Below are 11,479 nucleotides of genomic sequence, written 5' to 3' on the forward strand. Positions count from 1 at the left end.
ACGTTTCTTTGGATTGAAGGCTATTACAACACACGTCGCCGCCATTCAACGCTCGGCTATTTGACGCCAGCCGAAATTGAGTTAGGCTATAAATCTATTCACGAACTCGCGGCATAATCCCGAGTCCACAAAAACGGGAACACTCCACTCGGCCGTTCCAGGTCGAGGCAAGTCCCCGCCCGGAACTACTCCGACAGCGGCCAGCTGCCAGAGGCGACCTGCTATGGCCGGCGGGGATCCGCACGCTTGGGACCGTCCTGGTCTTCCACACGCCGGCCCGTGCTTTCCACACCGCCATTGTCGCGGTCGTTGTCATCGTTGATGGATGGATTCAGGCGTCCGGCGCCGTCGTCGTTGTCATCGTTGATGGGTCGGTTCACGCGTGCCGCACCGTCGTCGTCGTCGTTGATGGATCGATTCGTGCGCCCGGTGCCATTCCGCCCATCCATATCCGCGGGCGGGCTGGCATCCCCCGCCTGCGCGCGGCGTCGGCCGGCGGAATCCACGTCCGGATCCAGCCTGTCTGCCTCCCGCATGCGGTCATCGGTGCGCGACCGAACAGTTTGAGCGTCCTCCTGACGGCTGCCCGCCTCACGCCGCAGACGCTGGGCGTCCACTTCCGCCTGCTTCGCGTCGGCATCCGCCCGGGCCGCCTTCGCCTCGCTGTCCCGGGCCCCGATCTCCTCTTCCTCGGCGCTCTGCCGCAGTTCGCCGGCCCGCCGCCGGTTGGACTCCACCTTCCGCTTCCGGCCAAAGAAGATCAGCAGGCCAATAATGATGAGCACAACGACGACGACGACGATAATCCAGATCAATGCGGTTGTATCCATTGGAACCGGCCTCTTTTCCTTAGACCACGACAGTGGTACCACCAGTAAACCGCAGAAGCCACACCGATACTATGGGGCCAGCTGGTTGGTTGACCTTGAATACGCGTCATGCAATGGATGGGATGGCACGGGTCGTACGCAACGACCTGCCGTCCGCTGTCAGCAGTGTTCAAGAATCGGTATGAACGGCTGTTCACAGCTAAGGGAACCGGTACGCTGAGTGGCTTCGTAGCGGATCAGTGCCCGGGTGGCCCTTCCGTTCGTCAATAATCCACTGCGGAACGCGCCGGTCCAAACGGCAAAAAGAAATCCACCGGAGCTCGCGGTTTCCCTTGAGTTCCGGTGGATTTTTGGTGGAGCTGAGGGGATTCGAACCCCTGACCCCCTGCATGCCATGCAGGTGCGCTACCAGCTGCGCCACAGCCCCAAACTATCTTCAAACTATGCTGCCAAAACCTTGGTTTCCCGCCGTTCCGAGGCAACTTGTCAATCTTAGAACAGGGATTCCCAGTTGCCAAATCGGCTGGCTCCAGGCCGGTGATCCGCGGATTTCAACGATTGAAAGACCCGATGCCGGGCGCGGGGGCCGGGAAGCTCAGCCTTCCTGCACGGTGGCTGGCTCGGGTAAAGTGCCGGCGTTGTGCTCCGTCAACTTCCAGCGTATCTGCGTCGCCGCAGCTGCATCAGCAGGCCGGCCGACGTCCCCGGCCCCGATGTCTGTCACTTCGACTCCAACGGCATGGATCAACTGCCCGGGGGCCGTCTCCTCGAACGCCAACTCTTCCACGACGGACCAGTTGCAATTGGCGAGGCCCGAAAGTGCCTGCCAGTTCTGGTACGGCAACCCAAGCAGGCGGGCTATGCCTACTCGTGCCGAACCGCCATGTGTAGCCAGCACAAGTGTTCCATCCGACGGGAGCGTTGACAGGGAGTCCAGGACCGCTGCCCGCATGCGTTCGCCTACCTCCACCCTGGTCTCTCCACCGCCCGCGCGCACCAAGGCGTCGTCCTGGCGCCAGCGCAACATGTCCCCTGGATAGCGTTGACCGATCTCCTCGAAGGTCAAACCTTCCCAGGACCCCGCGAACGTTTCCCGAAGGCGCTGATCCGTGTCCACCTGCAAGCCCGTCAGGTTGGCTAAGGCAGTGGCGGTGTCCCGGGCGCGGGCAAGGTCAGAGGAGAGAATCCGGGTAGGACCCACGGCGGCCAGCAGAGCGGCGGATTTGTCCGCCTGGGCCCGGCCGGTGTCATCGAGGTCAATGTCCGTTTGGCCTTGAAATCGGCCTGCAGCGTTCCAGCTGGTCCGCCCGTGCCGCCAAAAAATGATCCGCCGCCGCCCGACCGGAGGTCCGGCCAGGACGGAGGCAAAGGCTGAAGCGCTCACTGCTCCGGAGATGCCGGCTGTTCGCCCTGTTTGGCCGACGCGTCCACTTCATCAAGCTGAAGGTCAATGACCGGGCAGTCATTCCAGAGCCGTTCCAGGGCGTAGAAAACGCGGTCTTCCTCATGCTGAACGTGGATCACGACTTCGACGTAATCCAGCAGTACCCAGCGGCCTTCCGAACGACCCTCCCGCCGGACGGGCCGCAGGTTCGTTTTATGCAGTTCCTCTTCGATGCCGTCGACAATGGCGTTCACCTGCCGTTCGCTCGGAGCCGAGGCCACCAGGAAGATGTCGGTGATAGCCAGCCGGTCGCTGACATCGAGGGCAATAATGTCCTGGGCGATCTTTGCAGAGGCTGCGCGGGCAGCCGCGCGGGCGATCGCGATGGATGTTTCTGTAGCTGTCACTGGTTTCCTTCGTCGTTGGATGGCATGGCCTAATGAACCATTTCCGTAATAATCAAGGTCAGCCCTGCGATCAGAGCCAAAACGCCGACGACCACAACTCCCCATTGGATCGCCCGGCTTCGGCGCACGCGGCCCAACCCGGCTGTGACTGCGTCCAGGGGCTCCAGCCCGTGGGCACTTTCGGCCGCAAGGGGCGGCATCTCGCTGTCCTTTTCGGTGCTGAGCGCTGGTTGCGGGACCACGGGGATGTGCGAGGTGGTGGGCTGTCGTGGGACCGGCCGGTCAATCCCGGGAATGTGGATGAATGCCGGCGGAGTGAGCATCGCGAGGTTGTGTGCGGCGGCGGGGTCACTGGCCGGAGCCGTGTTGGCGCTCGGGTCGGCCGCGGTCGCCGCAGGAATCGGCGCCTGCCGATTCAGGACGGCCGCCCGTGCCGCCAAGGCCTGCTGCTGGGCCAGTACTTCAGGGTCCACCATCAGCGGATTCTCGTTGGGGACATCGGGAAGACTGGAAATCTGGTCCCGCGCGCTGGCGAGGAAGTCGGCGCGGGCGCCGCTGTCGTTATTGGCGCCGCTGTCGTTATTGGCGCCGCTGTCGTTATTGGCGCCGCGGGCGGACAAATCCAGCCGCGAGACACCCGGAGCGCTGGCCGTTCCAGTGCCGGTCGGCAGCAGTGCCCGGCGCGGGGCGCTGGCGGGCGCGGCAGTGCCGGGGGCGTCCACTGGCCGGTCGGTGGCCCGGCGGCGGCCGCTCACTGCTTCTTCATTGCTCATCTGGTGCTCATTCGGTACTGAAACTTACTTCTTCGCCGGCTCCACCCGGAGCGGGCTGCGGCTGCACGTACAGGCGGTACTTGGCGATGTACTGCACCACCCCGTCCGGGACGAGGTACCAGACCGGATTGTGCTCTTGCACGCGGTCACGGCAATCCGTGGACGAAATGGACATCGCCGGGACTTCCAACAAACTTACGTCGGAGCGGCCCATGCCGTCGAGCACATGGCCGGGGCGCGTCACGCCGACGAAATGCGCCAGCGACCACAGCTCATCGTTGTCCTTCCATGACATGATCTGCGCCATGGCATCCGCGCCGGTGATGAAGTACAGGTCGGCTTCAGGACGCATCCGGCGCAAATCGCGCAGTGTGTCGATGGTGAAGGTCGGACCGGGGCGGTCGATGTCCACTCTGCTGACGGTAAACCGCGGGTTGGAGGCGGTAGCGATCACTGTCATGAGGTAGCGGTGCTCAGCGGCGCTGACCTCCCGTTGGGACTTTTGCCACGGCTCGCCGGTGGGAACAAAGACCACCTCGTCGAGATCAAAGACGGCTGCCACTTCACTGGCGGCCACCAAGTGGCCATGGTGTATCGGGTCAAAGGTGCCGCCCATGACACCCAGCCGGAACCGGCGGGCGCCGGGATGCCGGCCCTGCGGCAGGTGCTGCGCCGCCCTCGAAACGACGGGTGCCTCAGGAATGGGAAATCTCTTCAGCCTGGCCGTGGTCATGCTTGTTGGTGTGCTGGCGGTGCGGATCGGCGCTTTCATCCACGGGCTCGTGCCGGTTTCCCATATTGCTGAATGACATACAGACAAACATCAGCACCAACAGGATGCCGAAGATGACCACGCCGAACATCCACCAAGGCATGAACAACGGCGCCTTTTCTTCGGTTTCAGCGGCGATGATGGCGGCGCCGGCAAGCTGGGTCAGCATGGTTTTCCCCTAAGTCCTCAGATGAGCGTCGTATCAGAAGCGCACCGATGGTTATCAGTTGTGGATTCGCTCTAATGCTACGCGAAACCGGACTGTACTGGCGCGCCAGCCGCGCCGCTCAGCCGCGGATGTGCCCGTCACCGCGTACGATCCACTTGGTGGTGGTCAGTTCCTGCAGGCCCATCGGTCCGCGGGCATGCAGTTTCTGGGTCGAAATCCCCACTTCCGCCCCCAGTCCCATCTCGCCGCCGTCGGTGAAACGGGTAGAGGCATTCACCATCACGGCGGCCGAGTCCACCTCCGCGATAAAGCGCTCCGCATTGGCCAGGTCGTTGGTCACGATCGCTTCGGTGTGACCGGTGCTCCAACGCCGGATGTGCGCCATCGCCTCATCCAAGGAGTCGACGACGGCGACGGCGAGGTCCAGGTCCATGTATTCCCGTCCCCAGTCCTCCTCGGTGGCGCTCTGGGCCGCAATGCCCGCCGGCAATGCCGCCATGGCGCGGTCGTCCAGATGCAGCCGCACGTTGGCGGCATCGAGGGCGGCGAGGACGCCGGGAAGCACCCCGGAGCCGGAATGAACCAGCAGGGTCTCCACCGTGTTGCAGACGCTGGGGCGCTGGGTCTTGGCATTGAGCACTATCTCTTCGGCCATCCGCGCATCCGCGCTGCGGTCCAGGAAGATGTGCACGTTGCCCTCGCCCGTTTCGATGACGGGCACGCTTGAGTTGTTCAGCACCGTCTGAATGAGCTCACGGCCGCCGCGGGGAATCAGCAGGTCAACGTGGCCGCGGGCGCGCATCAGGGCGTCCGCTCCGGCCCGGCCATATTCGTCCACGCTTTGTACGGCATCCGGGGGCAGCGAGACGGCTGCCAAGGCTGAACGCAGCACCTGCACCAATGCCTGGTTGGTCTGCGCTGCCGCAGTGCCACCGCGCAGGATCACGGCGTTGCCGCTCTTGAGTGCCAGCGAGGCAATGTCGACGCCGACGTTGGGTCGCGCTTCGTAGATGGCGGCCACCACGCCGATGGGCACGTGGACCTGGCGCAGCCGCAATCCGTTCGGCAACGTCTGTCCGCGCACCACCTGCCCCACGGGGTCCGGCTGGGCCACCAGGTTCTCCAGCGCCTGCGCCAGCGAACGGATCCGCGGCTCGGTCAACGTTAGCCGGTCCAGCAGCGCGGTACTCGTTCCCGACGCGCGGGCCGCCGCCAGGTCAAGGGCATTGGCAGCCAGCACGTCATCGCGCGCCGCCAGCAGGGCGGCCGCGATCGCCTCCAACGCGGCGTCTTTCTCCGCCCGCGTTGCGCGGGCCATATGCCTGGATGCCAGCCGGGCCCGGTCAGTGATGCCGCGTACGGCAGCCGCCACGTCACTTCGGGAGGCGGAATCCCGCTGCACAGCCAGCTCAGTCATGAAGCAAGCTTAGGTCAATTCCGCCCTAAACGAGCACCAGATCATCGACATGAACGACTTCGCGTTCATACTCGCGGCCCAATGCTCCGGCCAGTTCCTTAGTCCCGCGTCCGAGCATTTGAGGCAGTTCCGCCGCGGCATATCCGACCAGCCCGCGGGCGATGACTCCGCCGTGCGGATCGGTCAGTTCCACCGCGTCCCCCGCCTCGAAGCTGCCCGCAACGGCCGTGATGCCCGCCGGCAGCAGCGACCGGTGCCGCTCCCGGATTGCCGTCACCGCGCCGTCGTCGAGCGTCAGAGATCCGTGGATATCCGCCAGGTGGGCCAGCCAGAGCAGCCGGACCGGACGCCGGACGCCTGTGACGCTGAACCAGGTGCCCACATCCTCGCCCGCCAGCGCTGCCGCAGCCTGCGCCGTGGAGGTTATCAGGGCCGGGATGCCGGTCCCGGCGGCGATGGTTGCCGCCTGCACCTTGGTGGCCATTCCGCCGGTGCCGGTGCCGGCCCGGCCAGTGCTGCCGATGCTTATCCCCTCCAGGTCCTGCGGGCCAGCGATGCCAACGATCCGGCGGGCACCGTCGGCGGGGGGACCGTCATACAGTGCGTCGACGTCGGAGAGCAGCACCAGTGCCTCGGCCTTGGCCAAATGGGCCACCAGAGCCGCCAGCCGGTCGTTGTCGCCGAACCGGATTTCATGCGTGGCCACCGTGTCATTTTCGTTAACAATGGGAACCACGCCAAGCTGCAGCAGCCGTTCCAGGGCTCGATTGGCGTTGCTGTGCTGCGACCGCCGGGTCAGGTCTTCGGCCGTCAACAGGACCTGTCCCACGGTGATTCCGTGCGCCGCAAACGCCTGTGTATACCGCGCCATCAGCAAACCCTGCCCGACGCTGGCTGCGGCCTGCTGGGTGGCAAGGTCCTTTGGCCGCCGGGCCAGTCCCAGGGGTGCCAAGCCAGCCGCGATGGCGCCAGAGGAAACCAGGATGACTTCCGCACCCTGAAGCCGCCGCGCGGCCAGCACATGAACCAGCGAGGTCAGGGCCGTGTCAGAGATGCCGCCAGCGAGCGTAGTCAGAGACGAGGACCCCACCTTGACCACAATGCGGCCGGCCGCGGCCAGCCCGGACCGGTCAAGGGCCTGATTGCGGCCGCGGTGAGGCTTCCCCGCTAATGATCCGGACGCCGTCAGGGACACCGGCCGCTGGGCCGCCGGTGCCGCGCCCGAACGGGACGTTCGGAGCGCGGCCGGAGACAGATCCCGCTCAGGCGTCATCGCCGTCGTCGTCCGTACCAGTGGACTGGGCCAGCTGGCTTTCCCGCAATGGAGCCGCTTTGGTCCGCGGATCCGCCGGTTCGGTCCAGAAGCCGGACTTCCGCTCGGCCTCAAGTTCCACCCGCGTCGCCGCCCGGGCCTCCTTACGCTCGTCCTGCTCTTCGCGTTTCTGTGCGCGGGTGGGGCGATCGCCCATGTCCGCGAAACGGACGTCCGTTCCGCGCGGGGACGCGAGCAGTTCGGCACCACTCATCATGGTTGGCTCCCAATCGAAGACCATGCCGTCGCCCTCGCCGATCACCACTGTCACGCCGGGCGTTGCACCGGCCTTGAACAGGCGATCCTCCACACCGAGCTTAGCCAGCCGGTCCGCGAGGTAGCCGACCGCCTCTTCGTTGTTGAAGTCCGTCTGCATGACCCAGCGCACCGGCTTTTCGCCGAGAATCCTGAACAGTGGTTCGAGGTTCTTCTCCTCGCGGCGGATCTTGAAGCCGCCGTCATTGACCGCGCGGGGCCGCAGCACCGGCGGGGTGATCTTGGGCGGCGCACTGAGAATCTCGGAGCGGGCTGCCTGGACAATTTCCGCCATCGCGAAGCCCAGCTGGCGCAGGCCCTCATGGCTGACGGCCGACACCTCGAAGACCTTGTAGCCGCGGGATTCCAGGTCGCCTCGAACAAATTCGGCCATTTCGCGGCCATCAGAGGTGTCGATCTTATTCAGTGCCACCAGTTTGGGACGCTGGGTCAGGGGCACCACCTCGCCGTCCACACCGGCGTAACTCATGTCCACGGCATACTTGTCCAGTTCCTGCTCAATGATGGCAAGGTCGCTGAGCGGGTCGCGGTCCGCTTCGAGCGCCGCACAGTCAAGCACATGCACCAGTGCGGCGCAGCGCTCCACGTGCCGCAGGAAGTGATGGCCCAAGCCCTTGCCTTCGCTGGCACCCTCTATCAGGCCGGGCACGTCCGCAATGGTGAAACGCACCTCGCCGGCCTGCACGACACCCAGATTGGGAATCAGGGTGGTGAAGGGGTAGTCGGCGATTTTCGGACGTGCGGCGGACATGGCCGCAATCAGCGATGACTTACCAGCCGAGGGAAAGCCGACCAGGGCGATGTCTGCGATGCTCTTTAGTTCCAGGACCACGTCCCGTGCTCCACCGGGGATACCCAGCAGCGCGAAGCCGGGCGCCTTTCGCTTCTGCGAAGACAGAGCGGCATTGCCCAGCCCGCCCTGTCCTCCGGCGGCGGCAACAAATTCCGTGCCTTCGCCCACCAGGTCCGCCAGGACGGTGCCGTCCTTGGCCTTGACTACCGTTCCATCGGGGACTGACAGGATCAGGGTCTCGCCGTTCTTGCCGGCGCGCCAATCACCCATGCCCGGGCCGCCATTGCTGGCGTGCCGGTGCGGCGCATGGTGGTAATCCAGCAGCGTGGTCGTCTGCGCCGACACCCGCAGGATCACTGCGCCGCCGTCGCCGCCATCGCCGCCGTCGGGACCGCCCAAGGGCTTGAACTTTTCGCGTTTTACCGAGACGCAGCCATGACCACCCGACCCGCCGGATACGTGCAATACAACCCGGTCAACAAAGCTGGCCAATGGATTCTCCTCTAGTAAAACAAGCTGTTACCGATTCTAATCGGTAGTTAAAAGCAGGTGGGGCGAGCCAAAGGCTCACCCCACCCGAAGACTGAACGATCAGTTACTGATTACTCAGCAACTCCTGCGCCCACGATGTTCACGACGCGGCGTCCCCGGCGGGTGCCGAATTCCACCGCACCGGCGGCCAGCGCGAACAGGGTGTCGTCCCCACCGCGGCCGACGCTCTCGCCCGGGTGGAAATGGGTTCCGCGCTGACGGACAATGATCTCGCCCGCCTTGACTACCTGACCGCCGAAGCGCTTGACACCCAGGTACTGAGCGTTTGAATCGCGGCCGTTGCGAGTGGAACTCGCACCTTTTTTATGTGCCATTTGATATGCCTACCTTTGCGACTGATGCTCGACGGACGCGTTACGCGATCGAGGTGATCTGGACCTTGGTCAGTTCCTGACGGTGACCCTGGCGCTTCTTGTACCCGGTCTTGTTCTTGAACTTCTGAATGACGATCTTCGGGCCGCGGAGATCTTCGAGGATCTGCGCCGTAACCTTGATTTTGGCCAGGTCCTTCGCGGCGGAGGTGATCTTCTCACCATCAACCAAGAGCAGGGCGGGCAGTTCAAGACTGCTGCCGGCTCCACCGGGCACGCGGTTCAGGGTTACGTAGTCTCCAACGGAAACCTTTTCTTGGCGGCCGCCTGCGCGGACAATCGCGTACACCACTGGGGAACTCACTTCTCTCGACGTTTATGACAAATTTTGCATGCGGATGCGGCAGATAATTGCCAGCGTCCGGACGTGCACCTACACACTATTTTTACACAGCGTGCGTGTCTGCACATTGTGCCTCAACGCCGCGGACCTCTCGAAGGAGTGTTTGCCCTGCATTGGCGTAAGCACCGAAGATCCAGAATACGCTAATTTCCTACCCGGCGGCAAATGCGCTGCCCCCGCCGGTCCAGACGTGATCAGCGCCACTGGGCGGCGCCGTCGGTCTCAACCGCAACATGCATCTCGAGCTTAGCCTCCAATGGCCTGCTGCCCCCGCAACCGGCCTGCGGCGCGCCGGGCGCGGCGAAGAAGTCCAGTTCGAAGCCTGCCGACTCCCGGAAGGCGCGGCGCATACCCTCTCGTTCCCGCGCGGAGGCCGCGCGCGCTGCCGCGTCGGTGAACACGATCGCCTGCCGCGTTGCAGCGGCAAAGGCTGGGTCTGCATAGGTGCCGAGCCAATCCGCGTACGGATGCCGGCCGTCGTCGTGCGAAGACGTGAAGGCCGCATGCAATGCCGCGCCCACGTCGGCATAGATCCAGTAACAGGGCAGCAGGGCGGCGATGGTTTCCGCGTAACCGCCCCGGGCGGCGGTGGCGAGCAGATGGTCCAGATAGGACTTGGTCACCCGGTCCGGCTCGGTTCGGGAAGCGTCAGGCCCGAGCCAACTCCGGTGCAGCTCCGCCTCGACGACCAGGCAATTTTGCGCCGACCCTGCCCAGAAGAGCTGCTCCGCCTCGCTGGGGGCCAGCGCACTGGCGCGTGCCAACACCCGCGAATAGCCGTTGAGGTAGAGCGCATCCTGGCCAAGGTAGTAACGGAAGTGGTCAATGCTCAGCGATCCATCCCCCAGCTGGCGGAGAAAGGGCAGCTCGGCGATCGCGGCGCGGATGCCCGCAATATCCTGCCACAATTCGGCGGAGAAGGCATCCCCCGCCGGCGGACGGTGCGACCACAGCTGATGGAAATGGTTCACTGGGCCGTGGCCTGACCCGACCTCCAATTGGTCGGCCGTAAGCAACGCGCCATGCAGCCAGGATTTCACCCGACGCAGCGCTTCGGGCCAGTCCCCGAGCTGTGCCTGGACCGTGGCCAGACCGGCGGAAAGCGAGCAGCCCGTGCCATGCGTGTGGGCCGTGTCCACGCGCGCCGAATCGACCTGAACCACAGTTCCGCCGCTGCTCACCAGCGCATCCGGGCAGTCCGAACCGGCGAGGTGTCCGCCCTTGACCAGCACCGTGACGCTGGCGCCGGCGGCCAGGCGCTTGCCCTGGCGCAGGGCGCCGTTCCAGTCCTGTGCCGCCGGCTCACCCAGCAGCACACCCAGTTCGGCGAGATTGGGCGTGACCACATCCGCGTACTGCAGCAGGTTCCGCAGCGCCTCCTCGGCGTCGGCATCGAGCAGCCGGTCTCCGGTACTGGCCACCATGACCGGATCGAGTACGACGACGGCGGGTCGGCTCTTGTGCAGCCAAGCGGCCACGGCGCGGATCACCTCGGCGGTGCCAAGCATGCCGATCTTCACGGCGTCGATGATTACGTCATCGCTGACGGCGTCGAGCTGTTCCTTCAGGAAGGCGGCCGGAGGTACATGGACTGACACGACTCCTCTGGTGTTCTGGGCCGTCAGGGCAGCAACGACGGCCATGCCATAGCCTCCGTTGGCCGCGATGCTCTTCAGGTCCGCCTGGATTCCCGCGCCGCCGGATGGATCCGAACCGGCAATGCTCAAGACCCGAGGGACCGGTCTTGGCACAAAACGGGCGGCTGCGGGCTTCCATGTTTCAGCAGGATCAAAGGCAGACAAGGACGACATCCCTTCGCCGGTTCTAACCGGACAGGTTCAACGGGTCTGGATCTCAGCCGGCCAGGTGGCGCGGCACCCCGTGTCACGACCCAGCATACCGAGTTCCGTCCGCTCCCCCGCGCCGGGCACTGACTCGACGGTTCCTGAACGGCTCTCTGACTCGGCGATCCCTGACGCTCGACCCGCCCGCTCCCCTGGCCCATTGCCGAAACCCCGGCACCTGCGCGAAACCCCAGCAACCTGCGCAAGCTTCGCGGGGTTGCTGGGGGTTTCGGCGG

Annotated in this window: 12 protein-coding genes, 1 tRNA gene and 1 riboswitch; all 13 genes read right to left on the reverse strand. The window is 64.9% G+C overall.

The annotated features are described in order from the left end of the window. Nucleotides 1-221: 221 nt before the first annotated feature. The 13 genes from IV498_RS12390 to thiD all read right to left on the reverse strand — a co-directional run bounded on the left by IV498_RS12390 (nucleotide 222) and on the right by thiD (nucleotide 11,210). Nucleotides 222-830, reverse strand: a complete 609-nt coding sequence (locus tag IV498_RS12390; RefSeq protein ID WP_269047033.1) for a hypothetical protein — start codon at nucleotides 828-830, stop codon at nucleotides 222-224. Between the two features lie 351 nt (nucleotides 831-1,181). After that, nucleotides 1,182-1,257 (reverse strand) — tRNA-Ala (locus IV498_RS12395). A gap of 168 nt (nucleotides 1,258-1,425) precedes the next feature. Beyond that, complete coding sequence (locus tag IV498_RS12400; protein WP_269047034.1) at nucleotides 1,426-2,214, reverse strand: histidine phosphatase family protein; 789 nt, start codon at nucleotides 2,212-2,214, stop codon at nucleotides 1,426-1,428. Continuing rightward, complete coding sequence (rsfS, locus tag IV498_RS12405) at nucleotides 2,211-2,621, reverse strand: ribosome silencing factor (protein ID WP_269047036.1); 411 nt, start codon at nucleotides 2,619-2,621, stop codon at nucleotides 2,211-2,213. The genes IV498_RS12400 and rsfS overlap by 4 nt, the downstream gene beginning before the upstream one ends. 29 nt (nucleotides 2,622-2,650) lie before the next feature. Further along, the gene (locus IV498_RS12410) at nucleotides 2,651-3,394 is read right to left on the reverse strand and encodes a hypothetical protein (RefSeq protein ID WP_269047038.1); all 744 of its coding nucleotides are present in this window, start codon (nucleotides 3,392-3,394) and stop codon (nucleotides 2,651-2,653) included. Nucleotides 3,395-3,401: 7 nt separating this feature from the next. Beyond that, the gene (gene nadD, locus IV498_RS12415) at nucleotides 3,402-4,127 is read right to left on the reverse strand and encodes a nicotinate-nucleotide adenylyltransferase (RefSeq protein ID WP_269047040.1); all 726 of its coding nucleotides are present in this window, start codon (nucleotides 4,125-4,127) and stop codon (nucleotides 3,402-3,404) included. Continuing rightward, a complete protein-coding gene (locus IV498_RS12420) occupies nucleotides 4,090-4,335 on the reverse strand; it encodes a hypothetical protein (RefSeq protein WP_269047041.1) in 246 nt (81 codons plus the stop codon). The genes nadD and IV498_RS12420 overlap by 38 nt, the downstream gene beginning before the upstream one ends. A 118-nt stretch (nucleotides 4,336-4,453) precedes the next feature. Beyond that, on the reverse strand, nucleotides 4,454-5,752 hold the full coding sequence (locus IV498_RS12425; protein ID WP_269047043.1) for a glutamate-5-semialdehyde dehydrogenase: 1,299 nt from the start codon (nucleotides 5,750-5,752) through the stop codon (nucleotides 4,454-4,456). Between the two features lie 25 nt (nucleotides 5,753-5,777). After that, nucleotides 5,778-7,025, reverse strand: coding sequence for a glutamate 5-kinase (proB, locus tag IV498_RS12430; protein ID WP_269047045.1), 1,248 nt, complete (start codon nucleotides 7,023-7,025; stop codon nucleotides 5,778-5,780). Then, the gene (gene obgE, locus IV498_RS12435) at nucleotides 7,015-8,625 is read right to left on the reverse strand and encodes a GTPase ObgE (protein WP_269047047.1); all 1,611 of its coding nucleotides are present in this window, start codon (nucleotides 8,623-8,625) and stop codon (nucleotides 7,015-7,017) included. The genes proB and obgE overlap by 11 nt, the downstream gene beginning before the upstream one ends. Before the next feature lie 110 nt (nucleotides 8,626-8,735). Next, nucleotides 8,736-8,999, reverse strand: a complete 264-nt coding sequence (rpmA, locus tag IV498_RS12440; protein WP_269047049.1) for a 50S ribosomal protein L27 — start codon at nucleotides 8,997-8,999, stop codon at nucleotides 8,736-8,738. A 40-nt stretch (nucleotides 9,000-9,039) separates the two neighbouring features. Beyond that, nucleotides 9,040-9,348 carry a 50S ribosomal protein L21 gene (rplU, locus tag IV498_RS12445; RefSeq protein ID WP_269047078.1) on the reverse strand — a complete coding sequence of 103 codons (309 nt, stop codon included), beginning with the start codon at nucleotides 9,346-9,348 and terminating at the stop codon, nucleotides 9,040-9,042. Nucleotides 9,349-9,593: 245 nt separating this feature from the next. After that, on the reverse strand, nucleotides 9,594-11,210 hold the full coding sequence (gene thiD, locus IV498_RS12450) for a bifunctional hydroxymethylpyrimidine kinase/phosphomethylpyrimidine kinase (RefSeq protein ID WP_269047051.1): 1,617 nt from the start codon (nucleotides 11,208-11,210) through the stop codon (nucleotides 9,594-9,596). Next, a riboswitch (TPP riboswitch) is annotated at nucleotides 11,193-11,291 on the reverse strand. It overlaps the preceding gene by 18 nt. Nucleotides 11,292-11,479 lie beyond the last annotated feature (188 nt).

Origin of the sequence: Paenarthrobacter sp. Z7-10 (assembly GCF_026932795.1) — a bacterium.
Classification (GTDB): domain Bacteria; phylum Actinomycetota; class Actinomycetes; order Actinomycetales; family Micrococcaceae; genus Arthrobacter_M.